Origin of the sequence: Thiorhodococcus minor (genome assembly GCF_010820565.1) — a bacterium.
In the GTDB taxonomy this organism is placed as follows: Bacteria; Pseudomonadota; Gammaproteobacteria; order Chromatiales; family Chromatiaceae; genus Thiorhodococcus; species Thiorhodococcus minor.
This window is the reverse complement of record NZ_JAAIJQ010000056.1, coordinates 1-18,574: the sequence shown is the minus strand read 5'-3', so window position 1 is coordinate 18,574 and position 18,574 is coordinate 1. Positions and strand designations below refer to the sequence as shown.

Sequence of the window (18,574 nt, the reverse complement as noted above, 5' to 3'; positions counted from 1 at the left end):
TCATCCCCTTTCCACCCACCAAACGGACAGTTCGATGTCGCACAAGAGCATGGTCACACTCGACGGCAATGAAGCCGCCGCCTATGTTGCCCACATGACCAATGAGGTCATCGCCATCTATCCCATAACGCCCTCGTCGAACATGGGCGAGTGGGCGGACGAATGGTCCTCGCAAGGCGTCAAGAATCTATGGGGCACGATCCCCGACGTGGTCGAGATGCAGAGCGAGGCCGGAGCGGCGGGCGCCATCCACGGCGCGCTCCAGGGCGGCTCTCTGGCGACGACCTTCACGGCCTCGCAAGGCCTGCTGCTGATGATCCCGAACATGTACAAGATCGCCGGCGAGCTGACCCCAACGGTCTTTCACGTCTCGGCGCGGGCGCTCGCGGCACAGGGTCTCTCCATCTTCGGCGACCACTCGGACGTCATGGCCTGCCGCGCGACGGGCTACGCCATGCTCTGCGCGGCGTCCGTTCAAGAGGTCATGGACTTCGCGCTCATCGCGCAGGCGGCCACGCTGCGGAGCCGTGTGCCCATGGTGCATTTCTTCGATGGCTTCCGCACCTCGCATGAGGTCTCCAAGATCGAGCGCCTGCCGACCGAGGTGGTCCGCGCCATGATCGACGAGGAGCTGGTCTCCGCCTTCCGCGAGCGCGGTCTGAATCCCGACCATCCCAGCCTGCGCGGCACCTCGCAGAATCCGGACGTCTACTTCCAGGGCCGCGAATCCGTCAATCCCTACTATGCGGCGACACCCGGCATCGTGCAGGGGGTCATGGACAGCTTCGGCAAGCTGACCGGGCGCCACTATCGCCTCTTCGACTATGTCGGTGCCCCGGACGCCGAGCGCGTCCTGGTCCTCATGGGCTCCGGCATCGGCGCCGCGGAGGAGACCGTGGAGCACCTCAGTGCCCGTGGCGAGAAGGTGGGTCTGATCAAAGTCCGCCTCTTCCGCCCCCTTGATGCCAGCGCACTGATCGACGCCCTGCCCGCCACTACCACCGCGCTCGCGGTCCTGGACCGCACCAAGGAGCCGGGCGCGAACGGCGAGCCGCTCTACAAGGACGTGGTCACGGCGGTCGCCCAGTCCTTCTCGACCGGCCAGCTCAGCAGCATGCCCCGCATCATCGGCGGCCGCTTCGGACTCGGCTCCAAGGAGTTCACGCCCGCGATGGTCAAGGGCGTCTTCGACGAGCTTGGAAAAGACAGCCCCAAGAATCAGTTCACCGTCGGCATCCTCGATGACGTCGCCCAGACCAACTTGGATTGGGATCCGAGCTTCAAGGCCGACGCGCTCGACGGCGTCACTGCCTGCGTCTTCTACGGACTGGGCTCGGACGGCACGGTCTCGGCGAACAAGAACTCCATCAAGATCATCGCGGAGGAGACGCCAAACTACGGCCAGGGCTACTTCGAGTACGACTCCAAGAAGGCCGGCGCCGTGACCATCAGCCATCTGCGCTTCGGATCGGACCCGATCAACAGCACCTATCTGATCGGCGACGACGAGGCCAGCTTCGTCGCCTGCCATCAGCCGACCTTCATCACGCGCTACGACATGCTCGACAAGGCGAAGCGGGGCGGTGTCTTCCTGCTCAACTCGCCGACCGCGGCGGACAAGGTCTGGAGCGAGCTGCCACGCAAGATGCAGCAGACGATGATCGACAAGGCGCTGTCCTTCTATGTCATCGACGCCTATGGCATCGCCGGTCAGACCGGCATGGGGCGGCGCATCAACACCATCATGCAGACCTGCTTCTTCGCCATCTCCGGCATCCTGCCCAAGGACGAGGCCATCGCGCACATCAAGGAGGCGGTCAAGAAGACCTACGGCAAGAAGGGCCAGCGCCTGCTGGATCGGAACTATGACGCCATCGACGCCGCGCTCGCGGGCTTGCACAAGGTCGACGTGCCCAGCCAGGTCAGCAGCACCTTCGACCGCCCGCCCGTGGTCCCGGAGGACGCGCCGGAGTTCGTGCGCAAGGTCACCGCAACCCTGATTGCCGGCAACGGCAACCAGCTCCCCGTCAGCCTCATGCCGGCGGACGGCACCTGGCCCACCGGCACGACCCAGTACGAGAAGCGCAAGCTCGCGCTGCAGCTACCCCAGTGGGACGAGACGCTCTGCACCCAGTGCGGCAAGTGCCCGCTGGTCTGCCCCCACGCGGCGATCCGCGCCAAGGTCTACCCGGGCGATCTCACCGATCAGGCGCCAGCGAGCTTCCAGCATGCCACCATCAAGGGCAAGGACTTCCCGCAGGGCTACCAGGTGACCTACCAGGTCGCGCCGGACGACTGCACCGGCTGCGGGCTTTGCGTCGAGGTCTGCCCCATCCGCGACCGCAAGGATCCCAATCACAAGGCCCTCAACATGGTCGAGGCGACCGAGACCCAAGCCGCCGAGGAGGCGAACTGGGACTTCTTCCTCGGCCTGCCCGAGTACGACCGGACCCAGCTGGATGCCGGCAAGATCAAGCACGCCATGATGATGCAGCCGCTGTTCGAGTTCTCGGGCTCCTGCGTCGGCTGCGGCGAGACGCCCTACATCAAGCTCGCCACCCAGCTCTTCGGCGACCGCATGCTCATCGCCAATGCCACGGGCTGCTCGTCTATCTACGGCGGCAACCTGCCGACCACGCCCTATACGACTAACCCCGAGGGGCGCGGTCCGAGCTGGAACAACTCGCTGTTCGAGGACAATGCCGAGTTCGGCCTCGGCCTGAGATTGGCGGTGGACAAGCAGACGGCGCACGCGCGCGAGCTGGTCGCCGAGCTCGCCCGCCAAATCGGTGAAGACCTCGCCGACGGCCTGCTCCAGGCCGACCAGCAGGGCGAGGCCGGCATCCACGAGCAGCGCGAGCGCGTGGCCGCACTCAAGGCCAAGCTCAAGTCCATCGACAGCCCGCTAGCCCGCACGCTCGAGGCGATCTGCGAGTCTCTGGTCAAGCGCAGCGTATGGATCGTGGGCGGGGACGGCTGGGCCTACGACATCGGCTACGGCGGCGTAGACCATGTGCTCGCCAGCGGCCGCAACGTGAACCTCTTGGTACTGGACACCGAGGTCTACTCCAACACCGGCGGCCAAAACTCGAAGGCCACGCCCATGGGCGCGGTCGCCAAGTTCGCGGCTGGCGGAAAGCCGACCTACAAGAAGGACCTGGCCATGATGGCCATGGCCTACGAGAACGTCTATGTCGCCCAGGTCGCCTTCGGGGCCAAGGACGTCCAAACCGTGCGCGCCTTCCTGGAGGCCGAATCCTACGACGGCCCCTCGGTCATCATCGCCTACTCGCCCTGCATCGCGCACGGCGTCGACCTTTCCAACAACCTGCGCCAGCAGGACCTCGCGGTAACCTCCGGCCACTGGCCGCTGTTCCGCTACGATCCGCGCCGCACCGAGCGCGGCGAGAACCCGCTCCTCATCGACTCCAAGCCGCCGAGCATTCCCTATCGGGACTTCATCAACACGGAGACACGCTTCAGCCTGCTGACCAAGACCCACCCGGAGGCCGCCGAGCACTTCCTCAATCTCGCGCAGAAGCATGTGAAGACGCGCTTCACGCTCTATGAGCAGCTCGCGCATCTCGCGGTCCAGAAGGCCCCTGCCTCGGAGTAAGCCAGGCGCATGCACGGCGAACCGCAGCGTTGCGCGGCCCGCCGGCGATCAATCATGAATTCCTTGATGTGAGGGACGGCAGAAAATGAATCTGACCACCAACTACCTCGGGCTGGAGCTCAAGAACCCCCTGGTGCCTTCGGCCTCGCCGCTGTCGAAGAGCGTCACAACCGCTCGTGAGCTGGAAGACAAGGGGGCCGCGGCCATCATCATGTACTCGCTCTTCGAGGAGGCCATCACCGCGGAGTCCGAATCCATGGTGCGCTTCCTGCATCAGCAGGATACGGGCTTCGCCGAGACCACCGACGGCTTCCTGCCCAATCACCAGGACTTCGAGAACGGCCTCCAGCAGTACCTGGAGCAGATCCAAAAGCTGAAGGAGGCGCTGGACATCCCGGTGATCGCCAGCCTCAACGGCGTCACCCCGAGCGGCTGGATCGACCACGCGAGCGAGCTGGAGCAGGCCGGAGCCGACGCCTTGGAGCTCAACGTCTACTACGTGGCAGGCGATATCGGCCAGACCGGGGCGCAAGTCGAGGAGCGCTATCTCAGCCTCCTGAAGAGCATGCGCGCCAAGGTTCGCATCCCCATCAACATGAAGTTGTCTCCCAGCTTCAGCTCGGTCGGGAACTTCATCAAACAGCTCTCGGAGGCCGGCGCCGACGGCGTCTCGCTCTTCAACCGCTTTTATCAGCCCGACATCAACATCGACGGCCTGCGGCTGCAGTCTCGCCTCCAGCCCTCCACCTCCGCCGAGGCGCTGCTGGCGATGCGCTGGATCGCCATCCTCTACGGACGCATCCCCGGACTCTCGCTAGGCGCGACCGGAGGCATCCATTCGGCCGAGGACGCCATCAAGCTGCTGCTCGCCGGGACGGACGCGGTACACCTCTGCAGCGCACTCCTCGAATGGGGACCCGCCCACCTCGGCATCCTGCTGAGGGGCATCGAAGACTGGATGGAGGAGCAGGGCTTCGAATCGGTCGACGACTTCCGCGGCCGTGTCAGCGCGCTCAGCGTGCCGAACCCTGACGAGCTCGAGCGCTCCAACTACGTCCGCGTGCTGGACAGCTACAGCCCGCCTGCCGGCGCGCTGGTCTAGCCCGGGTCCCTCGCGCCTCGGGACGGCGCCAACGCCCGTCATCGCGGCGGGCATTGGCGCCCGCCGTCGCGCCCTGCCATCGAAGCCGATCTCCAAGCACGCCGTTCACCGAGGTCCTTGTGGCGCTGAGACCGCCAGGCTCCATGCGCCGATCAGCCGCAGACGTCCGAGTTCAAAGGGCGCGTGTCAGCAGGCTCAAGGGGCTGGCAGGCCGAGGGATAGGGATGCGCACACGCCAGCCGGCACCCGGGGCGACGCCGAGTGCCGCCCCGTCCTGGTCGGTCATGGCTTCGAGCGGGAAGCGGTCGTTGCCCTCGGGTGTCATCAGCTCCAGCTGGTCCCCCACGGCAAAGCGGTTCTTCACCTCGACCTCGGCCCAGCCATCCGCGCCGGACGACGAGATCTCGCCGACGAAGATGCGGCGCTGGCTGCGCGAGACACCATCGGCATAGTTCTGCAGCTCGGCGGGCGCGTGCCGACGGTAGAAGCCCTGGGTGTAGCCGCGATTGGCGAGACCCTCGAGCGCCTCCTTGAGCTCGACGCGAAAGGGACGTCCGGCAACGGCATCGTCGATCGCGGCCCGATAGACCTGTGCCGTCCGGGCCGCGTAATAGTGCGACTTGGTCCGCCCCTCGATCTTCAGACAGTCGATACCCATCTCGACCAGCCTGCCAACCTGCTCGACCGCCTGCAGATCGCGCGAATTCATGATGTAGGTGCCGTTCTCGTCCTCAAGGATCGGCATGTACTCGCCTGGGCGATTGGATTCCTCGAGCAGATAGATAGCGTCGGCGGCCGGATGCCTTCCCAGTCCGGGCTGTGGGGCCTCGCCCGCTTGAGACCCGGCGAGGGACTCACCTTCCCGCTCGGGCATCAGCCTGTACTCCCAGCGGCAGGCATTGGTGCAGGCGCCCTGATTGGCGTCCCGGTGGCTGAAGTAGCCGGAGAGCAGGCAGCGGCCGGAATAGGCGATGCAGAGTGCGCCATGGACGAAGACCTCCAGCTCGATCTCCGGACAGGCGTCGCGAATATCGGCAATCTCGTCCAAGGACAGCTCGCGCGACAGGATCACCCGCGACAGGCCCTGCGCCTGCCAGAATCGCACGGCTGCCGCATTGACCGTGTTGGCCTGCACGGACAAATGGATCGGCAGCTCGGGCCAACGCTCGCGCACCAGCATGATAAGCCCGGGGTCGGCCATGATGAGCGCGTCCGGCCCCAGTGCAACGATCGGCTCCATGTCCGCGAGGAAGGTACGCAGCTTGGCGCCATGCGGCATGAGGTTGGTGGTGAGGTAGAAACGCTTGCCTTGCGCATGCGCCTCGCGCAGACCCACCTCCAGATGCTTGAGGTCGAAATCGTTGTTGCGCACCCTGAGGCTATAACGCGGCAGCCCCGCATAGACGGCGTCCGCCCCATAGGCCAGGGCGTAACCCATATTCTTGAGGGTGCCTGCCGGCGACAGCAGCTCCGGCCCCGAGGTGGTCGTGACAGTCAACGCAGCCTCACCTCGAAGGTCTTGTGCTCGTCGGAGCCGAGCATGTGCTCACGGATCACCTCGACCGACACCAGGTCTTTGGGCTGCGCGTCGATCATGGCGATGCGGACGTCCGCGTAGCCCGCGATGCGATGCCGCCCGATGCGGACGATACGGTCCCCCGTCTGGAGGCCAGCCGCCTTGGCGCCGCTCTCTTCCGCGAAGCCGTCGATGCGAATCCCCTCGCCATCCTCGTCTGTGCTCAGCATGACGCCCATCAGGCCGGATGGCGGCAGCTCGACCTCCGGGGGATAGAGGAAGAAGTCGGCGACGGCGCCGTCGGGCTCACGGCCCTGCCCGTTGAGGATGATCGCCATGGGGACGCGCTGGCGGCGCATGAGCCGTTTCGGAATTCCCTGACCGTATTCGACGTGCCCTCCGCCGGACAGAACGACCAGCGTCCTGTCGGGGCTCTCCGCGAGATAGGCCGCGGCGCGCTCGGCCATGCCCTCGTCCCAGAGCAGCTGGACCTCGAAGAAGTGCTCGAAGTTGCGCTGATAGTCCGCCGGATGGTGGCGAAAGACCGCCTCGATGCGGTCCCGATAGGCCGGGTCGCCACGATCCATCTGGGCCGGAATCCTAGCGCGCTCCGCCTCGCTCAGCCCGTCGATGCCGACATCGCCGACCTTGCGTGTCAGCTCCGCCTCCAGGTTCAAGGCGATCACCGGAATCCCGTGCTCGCGCGCAAAGCGCAGAATGGGACGATACAGCCGATAGTCGAAACGCCAGCGGTCGAAATACTGGGTACGACGCAGGAAGTCGGCCTCGTCGATCTTGCCTTCGATATAGTCGTCGACATCTTGCTGAAACGGCTGCTGGAAGAATTCCAGCCCGATCGCGAGCGATTTGCCCCCTGCGTGAAGCCCTTCGATGATCGCGAGCTGGTTGAGGTGGTCCTCATACCGATCGTGCTGCTCGCCGACGAAGACGACGCGACGATCCATGAGCTTGCGAATCAGGGCATCCATACCGGTCAGATCGGTGGCATCCAGCACGCGGGTTCGATTGCCATCGACGGCACTCGCAACTGAGTCGGCCGCGAGTGTCGCATGAGCCCCCGGGAGCAGCAGCGAAAGCATGATGAGAGCGGCCTGCGCGGCCGAGATTGGTTGAGAGCGGAGCGACATGAGATCCCCTAATCGTCAGAGACCCGAAGGTCGGTCGAATTGCACACCCAGAGCGAGCCTCTGCAAGCCCGGGCATTGTCCGTCATTGTCACACGCCGAGGCGAGGCACTGGCTCGAATCCGTCCTGAGCCCGATACTCAGCGGAGCGCGATCTGCGGTCTGGCTGATCCTCATGGGTGTCGCTGCGACAGCCGCAGCGGCGCCGGACATGCCGGAAGTCGAGCACCGCCTAGAGGTCCGCCTCGATCCCTCGGATCACGCCTTGACGGTCGAGGACGAGATGCGGCTACCGGCGGGAAAAAGCGAGTGGACACTGCTGCTGCACGCCAACCTCCAGGCCGAGATCCTCAAGGGTGCGGCGCGGCTGAGCGAGATTCAGCAAGTGCGCAATCTGCGCAAGTACCTCTTGCAGCTCGACGCTCAGGGGCCTGTCACCATCAGGTACCAGGGGCGAATCGAGCACGGGCTGCGTCGCATCGATGAGGGCATGGGCCGCGCAAGCGCCTGGTCACTGGGCGTCATCGGGCCGGAAGGCGTCTTTCTCAATGCCAACAGCGGTTGGTATCCCCGCATTCCGGACACCCTGCAGCGCTTTCGCATGGAGGTGCGGCTGCCGGATGGCTGGATGGCGGTCTCCCAGGGCACTGGCCCGGGCGAGGCCGGAGCGGGCAAGCCTGGAAGGGGTCTTTCGACCTGGACGGAGCCGCTGCCCCAGGACGACATCTATCTCATTGCCGGTCCCTACAGGCTCTATCGCGCCAGCGCAGGAGACGTCGAGGCCCAGGTCTATCTTCGCGAGCCCGACCCTGCGCTCGCCGAGCGCTACCTGCGTGCAACCCATACCTATGTCGCCCATTATTCCGAGCTGATCGGCCCCTATCCCTTCACCAAGTTCGCGCTCGTGGAGAACTTCTGGGAGACCGGCTATGGAATGCCGTCGTTCACCCTGCTCGGCCCCCAGGTCATCCGTCTCCCGTTCATCGTTCGTACCTCCTACCCGCATGAGATTCTCCACAACTGGTGGGGCAACAGCGTCTTCATCGACTTCGAGAGCGGCAACTGGAGCGAGGGCCTGACCTACTATCTCGCCGACTACTGGATCAAGGAGCAGGCCGGCCAGGGACCCCAAGCCCGACGGGACATGCTCAAGAGCTACGGCGACTATGTGCGCGAGGGGCAGGATTTCCCGCTTGTCGCCTTCCATGGAAAGCACAACATGGCCTCGCAAGGCGTCGGCTACAGCAAGGCGGCCATGCTCTTCCACATGCTGCGGCAGCGTCTCGGCGATTCGGCCTTCGAGGCCGGTTTGAGACGCTTCTATGCCGACAACAAGTTTCGCAAGGCCAGCTACGACGACTTGCGCGAGGCCTTCGACGCCGCGAGCGGCCAAGACTTGAAGCGCTTCTTCGGCGCCTGGACGACCCAGCCGGGCGCGCCTCGGCTCGGCCTGAAAGACGTCGTGGTCGAGCCGCAAGAGGGCGGCTACCGCCTCAGCGGACACATCCACCAGCGCCAGCCGGGCGCCCCCTTCCCCTTGCGTGTCCCGGTCGTCGTGACCAAGGCCAGCGGCGAGCGCCTAACCATTCACATGGAAAGCAAGACCGAGGACACCCCCTTCTCGATCGCGCTCGGCGAGGCACCGACAGGCATCGCCGTGGATCCGAGCTTCGATCTCTTCCGCACCCTGCTGCCGGGCGAGACACCCGTGACGCTGAGCAGCCTCTTCGGCTCGGACGAGGGGCTCATCCTCATCCCTTCGGCCGCGCCCAAGGCGTTGCGCAAAGCCTACCGGCGTCTCGCCGCCACCTGGCAAGCAGGGCATCGCGACTGGCGGGTCGAGGACGACACCTCGGTCGACGCTTTGCCCAATGACCGGCCTGTATGGCTGCTCGGCTGGGAGAACAGGCATCTGCCCAGCCTGGTGCAGCTCAGCGCGCCGTATTCGTTGAGCCTCGACCCGCATCGGCTAGTCGTCGATGGGGAGCGCGTCGATACCGGAACCGAGAGCCAGGTCCTGACGCTCGGGGACGACGCGGCACCCATTGGCTGGGTCGCGGCCGCGGACGCGGCGCAAGTCCCGGCACTCGCCCGCAAGCTGCCGCACTATGGCAAATACAGCTATCTCGTCTTCAGCGGCCCCGAATCGACCAACCGCATCAAGGGCCAGTGGCCGTCCGGCAAATCGGAGCTGGTGCTCGATATCGGCACGGGCGCCCCCTGAGCCGCAGGGAGTGGGCAAAGAATTTGAGCAGGGCGCGAAGTCGATTCTGATCACCCCGCACATGAAGGCTGCGCATCGGCCATGCCTCTGTTTTTCTTTGCGTCCTTCGCGCCTTTGCGGTTCGAATTTCCGATTTCAGGGTGGGCGACGCCGCAACTGGGTCAGGCCGAATAGCCCGCCCAGGACCATTGACGCCCCGATCAGCAGTCCCACCCAAGCTGGCGTGCCTCCCCGATCCATGAGCAAGGGGCTCTGCGGCCGCTCGGGCGAGAGCCAGACCTGCAGGGCATCGCCTGGCCCGAGCCTGGATCTCATGCGATCGGAGACCAAGTCCCTCACCTCGTAGAGCCGGCCGCCGAAGCGATAGCTGTAGTACAGGTAATCGTTGCCACCAGGAACGCCCTCGAAACCCTGTACCTCGGCGGTCACCCGCACGCCATCGGCGCGCATGCGATGCTCCTGCTCCATCCGCATCACCACCAGGGCGCACAGCGCCACGCCGAATAGGGCGATGCCGAAATAGGCGGAAGTCCCGGGATGCGTCCGGGCACGCAGCGATTTCAAAAGCACGGGCACAGCACCTCGGGCTCGGAGCCGAGCGCCTATGCTGGCTCAGCCGAGCGGATGCTGTCGACCAGCCGGGCATGGGCCGCCTCGGCAGCGGCGATTCGCGGGCCGAGGTCGTCGAGGTCTCGGCCCTCGTCGATCGCATGCAGGATCTCCGACATCAGACCGTGCAGCTCGACGAAGCCGAGGGTCCCCCCCAGCCCCTTGAGGGTATGCGCCAATCGGCGCGCACCTCCCCGGTCCCCGGCCGCCAAGGCTTCGCGCAGCCGTGCCGGATCGTCCGCATGGTGACTAGCGAACTTGCCAAGGACGCTCTGGTAGAGGGATTCGTAGCCCTGCAGCTTCGTCAAGGCGCCCGCGGCATCGACGCCCGGCAGGGTCGCGATGCGATCGATCAGCGAGCCCGCGCGCGCCACGGCCTGGGCGCGCGCGGCCGGCATCGGCCTGGGAATCCGCTTGACGGGATGCGTCGCCGATCCGGCCAGGTCCGAGCGCTCGAGCCAGGTAAGCAATGTGGCGTAGAAGTGCTGGGGATCGACGGGCTTGGACAGATGGTCGTCCATACCTGCCTCGCGACAACGCTGCCGATCCTCCTCGAAGGCGTTCGCCGTCATCGCCAAGATCGGACATGGGCGCCAGTCCGCCCGCCCCCGGAGCCGGCGGCTGGCCTCCAGTCCATCCATCTCGGGCATCTGGATATCCATGAGCACCAGCGGATAACGGCTCGCGCAGGCCATGGCGATCACCTCGTGGCCGGTGCCCGCGAAATCCGCTTCCAGACCGACGATCCGCAGCAGCTCCCGGATGACGTCGCGGTTGATGAGATCGTCTTCCGCGACCAGCACACGCAGGCCGGCGTAGCGCTCAGCCAAGCACTGCTCGGCGTCCTCCCCGGCCGGGACCCGATCACCCTGGACGCTAGCATCCTGAGCTGCCTTGCCGAGTCGGGCCGTCAGCCAAAACAGACTGCCACGCCCCAGGGCGCTCTCGGCCCCGGCATCCCCGCCCATGAGCTGGGCGAGCCGGCGCGTAATCACCAGGCCGAGCCCGGTTCCCATGAAGGGACGCGCCGTGGAATGATCGACCTGGGTAAAGGGCGCGAACAGCCGCGCGAGATCGTCCTCGGCGATGCCGATACCGGTGTCCTCAACCTCGACACGCAGCAGGATCTGGTCCTGGGTCTCTTCGAGGATCGACAGACGCAGGGTGACGCTGCCCGCGGAGGTGAATTTTACGGCGTTGGTCAGGTAATTCACCAGCGCCTGACGCAGGCGCGTGTCGTCGCCGTGCAGCGCACGCGGAACGCCGCTGCTAACGCAATCGAACCTCAGTCCTTTCGCGGCCGCTTGTGCTCGGATCATGGAGTCGACCTGACCGAGCAAGACGTCGAGCGAGAAGTCGCGCTCGCGCAGGCTGAGCTTTCCTGCCTCGATCTTGGAGACGTCCAGGATATCGTTGATGATTCCGAGGAGATGACTCGCCGAGTCATCGATCTGCCCCAGAATGGCGCGATCGGCGTCGCTGCTGAGATTGCGGCCGAGCAAGTAGGTCAGACCGAGAATGGCGTTCATCGGCGTGCGGATCTCATGGCTCATATTGGCCAGGAAGGCGCTTTTCGCCTCGCTCGCGGCCTCCGCCTGCCGACGCGCCTCGCTGAGCTCGGCGGTGCGCTGCTCCACCAGCTCTTCCAGATGCGAGCGGTAGCGCTCCAGCTCCACGGCCGTCCGCTTGGCCTCGGTGACATCCGCCTTGACCGCAACGTAATGAGAGACCTCGCCGCCCGGCTGACGGATGGGCGTGATCAAGGCCGACTCAGTGTAGAGCGTCCCGTCCTTACGGCGGTTCACCAGCTCGCCACGCCACTCCTCGCCGCGACTCAGGGCGGCCCAGAGCTGGTCGTAAACGCGCCGCGGCGTCAGCCCTGAGCTGAAGATCCGCGGGCTCTTGCCGATCACCTCGTCCCGCTGATAGCCGCTCGACTGGATCAGGGCCTCGTTGACGTACTCGATACGACCTTCAAGATCCGTGATGAGGATACTCACCGGGCTCTGCTCGACGGCCAAGGAGAGCTTCCGGGCTTGCTCTTCCGCCGCCTTGCGCGCGCTCAGGTCGATATCCACGCAGTACATCTGCGGCTCCCCATCGGGGCCCTGCAGCATGACGTGGCTTGAGAAGACATGGACCGGCGAGCCGTCCGCACGCCTCAGGGTGAGCTCGCCGGCGGAGATGGCTGGCCCGCCCTCGCCCCAGGCGTCCACGCCCGCGATGACGGCGTCGCGCATGGCATCGGGGATGATCAAGTCCTCGAGCTGGCAGCCGATGGCCTCCTCCGCCGAGTAGCCGTAGAGAACGGTGCTGGCGGGGTTCCAGTAGATGACGCGACGATAGCGGTCATAGCCTTGGACCGAGATCGCCTCGATCTGCTCGAAGAGCTGATGGAAACGGGATTCCGAATACCAGGCTGCCTCGGTCGCGCAGCGATCGGCACGAATGCCGCGCCCCGTGCCCAGGATGCCCGCCAACCGACCCCGCGTGTCCGTGAGCGGCGAGAGCGACACATCCAGATAGCTCACGTTGGCGCCATCGGAGGCGATGACCGCCTGCAGGTAGCGCTGTGTCTCGCCGCTCGAGACGAGCACCTGCTCGCGACGCTCGAAATCCTGGGCAAGACTCGCCGGAAAGAGCGCATGGTCCGCGCGCCCGAGAACATCCTGAATCGAGAAGAAGCGCTCGAACGCAGGATTGCAGGCCCGATAGATCCCGCTTAAATCCTTGATCCAGAGCGGGTCCGGAAAGGCGCGCAGCAGCGCCGGCGTGCCCACTAGCTCCTGCCAGTCGATATCCGTTCCTGCGTCCATTGCGCCGCTCATCGCTTATCCCTCGTCCGTTGATACCGAGCGCAAGACCGGCCGTTGGCCCCGGATCGAAGCCGAGCTGCTCGATACTGCATTCGATCAATCCGAAACCGGCAAGCGCTAACGGCGCTTCCAGCAGATGACCGGCCTGTGGTTGCGCTGAAAGAGAGGATAGCAGCTCGATCCTATGCCGCTAAGCGACTCGCTGAAAGGCAAGACCCGCGCCTCATCGACACCGCGTAAGCCAAGCGCGCTCTGCGGATAGCAGGGTTACAGATAACTGGGATCAAGGGCGGGAGCTCGGTCACTTTTCGACATCTTCGGCCCGCGAGCTGAGCGCAAGATCTCGATGATGCCGAGCGGTAGACAGGTCGGAGCACCCCGCTAACCGCGGTGAGAAAACCGCAGGAAGCTGGTCGCTGGCGACTGGCCGCGCTTTCAAGTGTCAATGCACTCGGCGCACAAGCCCAAGAGAGGCAAGGCATGCGTTGGTCCCGCGCTTGTTCGCGGTCTTCCGCCGATGCTAGGGTCGGCGGATGACCGGCGGCGACCGAGCAGAGCACCGGATGCCCGATACCAGCTTCAACTATCTCACCGCGGATAAGACCGACCTCTACCGCACCCTAATGCGCGCCTTCTCCGAGGCGAAGGAGCATTTCCTGGTGCATCTGCGCCCGGAGGATGTGCTGGAGCGCGCGACGCGCGATGGTCATCGGCTCCAGCTCGACGCCGTCCAGGCGGCGCTCGGGCAACTGGTCGAATGGGGCAACCTCCAGGCCGAGCCCGATACCAGCCGGGTCACCACGGTGGAGGACTTTTACCGCGCCCGCTATCTCTACCAGATCACCCGCGAGGGCGAGGCCGCGCAGGCCGCCCTGGCGACCTACGAGCGCATGCTCGGGCACCAGGGCGCCCTGCAGTCGGTGGCGCTGGCGGACATCGCCGGCCAACTGCGCGCCTTGCGGACCCTGCTCGACAGCCAGGACGACGAGGGCAGGCTCGACAGCGCCAAGGCCCATCTGCTGCTGCGCGACATCACCCGCGTCTTCACCGACCTCGCCGACAACGCCCGCGACTTCATGGCCGGGCTCGCCCGTGGAATCGACCTCCGCCGGGCCGAGCGCGCGGCCTTCATCGACTACAAGGATCGACTGCTCGACTATCTGCGCCGCTTCATCGGCGACCTTGTGACGCGCTCCGCCGAGATCGCCGGACTCATCCTCGACATCCAGCGCCACCCGGCCTTCCGGTCCCTGCTGGAGCGGATCGCCGAGCGCGATGCCGCCGACCTGGCACCTGCGCCCGGCCTGGACGGCGCCGAGCCCGTCCAGCTCGACCCGGCCCTGGCCAGGGCCAAGATGATCGACGAATGGCAGGCCCGCTGGTCCGGGCTCGAGGCCTGGTTCATCGGCGCCGCGGACAAGCCGTCCCAAGCCGAGCTGCTGCGCTCCCGGGCAAGGCGCGCCATCTCCGACCTGGTCGACGCCGTGGTCCAGCTCAACGAGCGCCGCCTCGGTCGCAGCGACCGCTCCGCCGACTACCGCACCCTGGCCGCCTGGTTCATGGACTGCGAGACCGATGCCGAGGCCCATCGGCTGTGGCGCGCCGCCTTCGGCCTGACCCCGGCGCGCCATCTCGGCATCGATGGCGATAGCCTGCAGGCCCGCGCCGAGGAGCCGGTGCCACCCTCCCGTCCCTGGGCAGAGGCGCCGCCGCTACGCATCAGCGCCCGTCTGCGCGAGACCGGCAGCCACGCCAAGCGCGGCGTCCCGCCCACCATCCGGGACCGCAGCCAAGACAAGCAGAAGCTCAGGATGCGACTGGCTCAGGAGAGCCTGCAGGCGCGCGACGCCCGCCGCCGCCTGGCGACCGGCGAAGAGATGCGCCTCAGCGAGATCGGACGTCTGGATCCAGCGAGCTTCGCTCTCTTCCTGCGCCTGCTCGGCGAGGCCCTGGCGGCCGCCCCGAATCCGGAAAAGGCCGTCGAAACGATCACCGGCGACGGCGCCATCCGCATCTTCCTGGAGCCACTGGGACCCGAGACCCGCGCCGTCATCGAGACCCCCGACGGCGCATTCGGCGGCCGCGACTATCGGGTGTGCATCACCGACCTGGAGACCGGTGCCGGCCGCGGCACCGAGCCTCCTGAGTCGCCGGACGACGAGGTCGCCGCATGACCAGCCCCGGCCAGGAGCCCCCTCTTGATCAAGACAGTGCCAGACGGTTAGCGCGGCATCATGGAGCCGCCTTCACAAAGGACGCTGATTCACTGATGATCAGATGTTCTGATATGCAGAGCCGACTTAAGCCATGGAGCAAGTGAACGTCACGCAAGCGGCCCGACGCTTGTCGGACCTCCTGAATCGCGTCGCCTACCTGGGCACCAGCTTCGCGCTCACCCGCGGCGGTCGCCGCATCGCCCGCCTGGTGCCCGCCGGACCCTCGAAATCGGTCAAGGTCTCTGAGCTGAACGCCATCTTCGCGCGAACCCCCAAGCTCGGGGAGGATGCGGACGCCTTCGAGCGCGACATCGCCGATGCACACTCCGTCTTGGTGCCGGATCGGGATCCCTGGGAAGACTGATCGGACCCAAGCCGAACTCGACCCGGCTCCTGACCGGGCGCTACGGAGGAGCACAGCGATGGGCCTACTCATCGATACCAGAGTCCTGATTCGCGTCGAGCGCGGTCTCGGCGCCAAGCTGGACTTCTCCCCCTGGGAGCACTATGGCGATGCGGCGATCAGCGTCATCACCGCATCGGAGCTGCTCGTCGGCGTGCATCGAGCAACGCCCGAGGAGCGCCGTATCCGACGATCCGCCTCGGTGGAGGCCGTGCTCGCGGCCTTACCCACCCTGGGCATCACCTTGGAAATCGCCCGCGTCCACGCGGAGCTGGTCGCCGCACTGCGTCGGCAAGGCCAGACGCTGGGTGCCAATAACGCCTGGATCGCCGCCACGGCCCTGGCCAGCGGCTATGCCTTGCTGACCACCGATGTCGGCGACTTCGGCCGCGTGCCCGGGCTGGACGTGCTCCCCTTCGACCAGCCGGCCACCGCAGCCGGCGACCCGACGACCCCATGAACCTCAGCACCACCATCAAGACCATCCAGGACATCATGCACAAGGACGACGACGCCGACGGCGACGCCCAGCACATCGGTCAGCTCTCCTGCCCCGGCCCGAAGCAGGACCAACCGTCATGCGACGAGACCGCCGCATGAGCCAGACCGGCCTCGGGTCCAGCCTCGAGCCCAGCCATGAGCCCAGCCACGAGCTTGGCGACCGTCTCTCCCAGCTCCGCGACGACGAGCGCCGCCGGGCCATGCGCGGCCTGCTGATGCAGCCGCTGCTCTATGCCGATCACCCCGCCTACCGGCTGGTCAAGCGTCACATCGACTGGCTCAGGGAGTGGCTGCACAGCGAAACCCGCTGGGACCTGCGACTCGAGGCCGACTTCGCCCGCCTGGCCAAGACCGCCCCCGAGCAGGACGACGGCAGCCGCGCCGCCCGCCCCGGCAAGCGCCCGGTGGATCTCGACTTCACCCGCCGCCGCTACGCCCTCCTCTGTCTGGTGCTGGCAGGTCTGGAGCGCGGCGAGATGCAGAGCACCCTGGGCCGCCTAGGCAAGGCCGCCATGGACCAGTGCACCGAGCCCGGCATCCAGGCCAGCGGACTGGTGTTCGAGCTGCGCACCCAGGAGGACCGCCGCGACCTGGTGGCCGTCGTCCGTCTGCTACTGAACCTCGGCGTGCTGGTCCGTGTCGCCGGCAGCGAGGACGCCTACATCAAGAACGAAGACAAGGACGTCCTCTACGACATCGACCGCCACGTGCTCTCCGCACTCCTGGTGACCCGGCGCGGTCCCTCCCTGGTCGGCACCCTGGAGCAGCCGGCGGACACCCTCAACCAACGCATCGGCGCCATCACCGCCCGTTTCGTCGCCGACACCCCGGAGGCCCGCAACCGGGAGCTGCGCCAGCGCCTCACCGAGCGTCTGCTCGACGACCCGGTGCTCTACTACAGCGAGCTGGACGAGGACGCGCGGGCCTATCTGGTCAACCAGCGCCACGCCATCGTCCAGCGCATCCAGGAGGCCACCGGACTGGTCCCCGAGATGCGCGCCGAGGGCATCGCCATGGTCGACCCGGAGGGCGACCTCGCCGACCAGCGCATGCCCTCCGAAGGCACGGAGGGACACATCACCCTGCTGCTGGCCGGTCATCTCGCCGAGCGACTGTCCCAGGACCGGGCCGAGCCCTGGGCCAGCCTCCACGACGCCTATCGGACCTGGGTCGAGCACTATGGACGCTACTGGAAGAAGGCCGCCAAGGATCCGGACGCCGGGCCGTCCTTCTGCCGCGAGGCCGCCGAGCGGCTGGCGTCGCTGGGTCTGGCCAGAATCGAGGTCGACGGGGTTCGTCCGCTGCCAGCGATCGCCCGGTATGCGGTGGAGGCGCCTCGGATTAGTCGAGTCGGTAAGAGTGGGTGACTGATGCTCCCATAGTCGTTGCTCGTCACGTGAGCAAGGTCTCAGTTCTTGCTGAGTCCCAGATGCGGAAACTGGAGCGTCCTCCGTCAGTGTCAGTAGCCAACCGAACAGCCGACGCCCCCCAATTCGCGAGCTCCCTATACTGTCTCAGTGACTCGGCGTGATGACGCCCCTCGGAGAGTGAAGATGAATGCAAGCATCGAACAGAACCTGATGTCGAAGATCCGAGCGCTTTCACCTCAGCAACTCGCCGAGGTGGAAGACTTCGTCGAGTTCTTGGCGGCTAAGGCCAAGAAGCGCGCGGCGCTGGACCGGTTGCTGACCATCGCCCCAGCCCTGGAAGCGGCTGGAACCGAGCCGATGAGCGAGGAAGAAATCGCCGCTGAAGTCGCAGCCGTTCGGGCTGAGCGCCGCGAGCAGTCCCGCGGCCGTTGATGCCAGGTTGAAGAGCGGCGGTGCGTCTGGTTCTGGATACCAACGTCGTGTTTTCCGCGCTGCTATGGCGCGGTACGCCGTATCGTCTGCTCAACGTCATCGCCCAGCAACCGCGCGTCCAGCTCTGTAGCAGCACGGCCCTCCTCGAAGAACTGGCCGACGTGCTGACCCGCCGTTCCGCTGCCGAGCGGTTAGCGCGGATCGGGCGCACGGCTCGCGAGGTGCTGGCCGACTACGTCGAAGTCATCGAGCTCGTCGAGCCCATCTCCGTACCTCGTGTCGTGGTCGGCGACATCGATGACGACCAAGTCATTGCGGCTGCCGTCGCAGCACAGGCCGATCTGATCGTCTCCGGAGATCGCAAGCACTTGTTGCCGCTGGGCAGCCATCAGGACATCGAGATCATCGATTCGGCCGAGGCGCTCAGGCGCATCGCTGGCGGCTAATGCGTGCCGCCAGCCAAGGAGAGTGGCAGACTGATCGAAACCCTCACCCAACAAGACCTGCCCAAGCCTGCCGAGGTCCGGCCACGTTGAATCAAATAAACCGGAGAGTAAGCCGGGTCCTTGCCGCCGTTTAGGCCGAAGTTGGTGTTCTCTGTTTGCCGCCTGGTTTCCCGGCGGT

General features: G+C 66.1%; 14 protein-coding genes. 10 read left to right on the top strand and 4 right to left on the bottom strand.

What is annotated here, in order from left to right; genetic code table 11:
• Positions 1 to 34: 34 nt before the first annotated feature.
• Positions 35 to 3,616, top strand: a complete 3,582-nt coding sequence (nifJ, locus tag G3446_RS17195; RefSeq protein WP_164454067.1) for a pyruvate:ferredoxin (flavodoxin) oxidoreductase — start codon at positions 35 to 37, stop codon at positions 3,614 to 3,616.
• A gap of 85 nt (positions 3,617 to 3,701) precedes the next feature.
• Positions 3,702 to 4,718, top strand: a complete 1,017-nt coding sequence (locus G3446_RS17190) for a dihydroorotate dehydrogenase-like protein (protein ID WP_164454066.1) — start codon at positions 3,702 to 3,704, stop codon at positions 4,716 to 4,718.
• Between the two features lie 172 nt (positions 4,719 to 4,890).
• Here G3446_RS17190 and trhP read toward each other — a convergent pair whose 3' ends face one another.
• The gene (gene trhP, locus G3446_RS17185; protein ID WP_164454083.1) at positions 4,891 to 6,156 is read right to left on the bottom strand and encodes a prephenate-dependent tRNA uridine(34) hydroxylase TrhP; all 1,266 of its coding nucleotides are present in this window, start codon (positions 6,154 to 6,156) and stop codon (positions 4,891 to 4,893) included.
• Positions 6,157 to 6,212: 56 nt separating this feature from the next.
• Positions 6,213 to 7,334 carry a ChaN family lipoprotein gene (locus G3446_RS17180; RefSeq protein ID WP_164454065.1) on the bottom strand — a complete coding sequence of 374 codons (1,122 nt, stop codon included), beginning with the start codon at positions 7,332 to 7,334 and terminating at the stop codon, positions 6,213 to 6,215.
• Positions 7,335 to 7,590: 256 nt separating this feature from the next.
• Here G3446_RS17180 and G3446_RS17175 point away from each other — a divergent pair, with 256 nt between their 5' ends.
• Positions 7,591 to 9,603, top strand: a complete 2,013-nt coding sequence (locus G3446_RS17175; protein WP_245232565.1) for a M1 family metallopeptidase — start codon at positions 7,591 to 7,593, stop codon at positions 9,601 to 9,603.
• A 135-nt stretch (positions 9,604 to 9,738) separates the two neighbouring features.
• Here the strand turns inward: G3446_RS17175 and G3446_RS17170 are convergent, their stop codons facing one another.
• Entirely contained in the window at positions 9,739 to 10,173 is a 435-nt protein-coding gene (locus tag G3446_RS17170) for a DUF3592 domain-containing protein (RefSeq protein ID WP_164454063.1), read from the bottom strand.
• A 32-nt stretch (positions 10,174 to 10,205) separates the two neighbouring features.
• Complete coding sequence (locus tag G3446_RS17165) at positions 10,206 to 13,028, bottom strand: PAS domain-containing hybrid sensor histidine kinase/response regulator (protein ID WP_164454062.1); 2,823 nt, start codon at positions 13,026 to 13,028, stop codon at positions 10,206 to 10,208.
• A 563-nt stretch (positions 13,029 to 13,591) separates the two neighbouring features.
• Here G3446_RS17165 and G3446_RS17160 point away from each other — a divergent pair.
• The 7 genes from G3446_RS17160 to G3446_RS17130 all read left to right on the top strand — a co-directional run bounded on the left by G3446_RS17160 (position 13,592) and on the right by G3446_RS17130 (position 18,396).
• Positions 13,592 to 15,202 (top strand): TIGR02677 family protein, encoded by a 1,611-nt coding sequence (locus G3446_RS17160; protein ID WP_164454061.1) that lies wholly within the window; start codon positions 13,592 to 13,594, stop codon positions 15,200 to 15,202.
• A 133-nt stretch (positions 15,203 to 15,335) separates the two neighbouring features.
• Positions 15,336 to 15,608, top strand: coding sequence for a type II toxin-antitoxin system Phd/YefM family antitoxin (locus tag G3446_RS17155; protein ID WP_164454060.1), 273 nt, complete (start codon positions 15,336 to 15,338; stop codon positions 15,606 to 15,608).
• 58 nt (positions 15,609 to 15,666) lie between these two features.
• A complete protein-coding gene (locus tag G3446_RS17150; RefSeq protein ID WP_164454059.1) occupies positions 15,667 to 16,107 on the top strand; it encodes a PIN domain-containing protein in 441 nt (146 codons plus the stop codon).
• Positions 16,104 to 16,247, top strand: coding sequence for a hypothetical protein (locus G3446_RS27660; RefSeq protein WP_209262481.1), 144 nt, complete (start codon positions 16,104 to 16,106; stop codon positions 16,245 to 16,247). The genes G3446_RS17150 and G3446_RS27660 overlap by 4 nt, the downstream gene beginning before the upstream one ends.
• A complete protein-coding gene (locus G3446_RS17140; RefSeq protein WP_164454058.1) occupies positions 16,244 to 17,515 on the top strand; it encodes a TIGR02678 family protein in 1,272 nt (423 codons plus the stop codon). Before G3446_RS27660 ends, G3446_RS17140 begins: the two co-directional genes overlap by 4 nt.
• 186 nt (positions 17,516 to 17,701) lie before the next feature.
• Positions 17,702 to 17,950 (top strand): hypothetical protein, encoded by a 249-nt coding sequence (locus G3446_RS17135; RefSeq protein ID WP_164454057.1) that lies wholly within the window; start codon positions 17,702 to 17,704, stop codon positions 17,948 to 17,950.
• A 20-nt stretch (positions 17,951 to 17,970) separates the two neighbouring features.
• Complete coding sequence (locus G3446_RS17130) at positions 17,971 to 18,396, top strand: putative toxin-antitoxin system toxin component, PIN family (protein WP_164454056.1); 426 nt, start codon at positions 17,971 to 17,973, stop codon at positions 18,394 to 18,396.
• Positions 18,397 to 18,574: the final 178 nt, after the last annotated feature.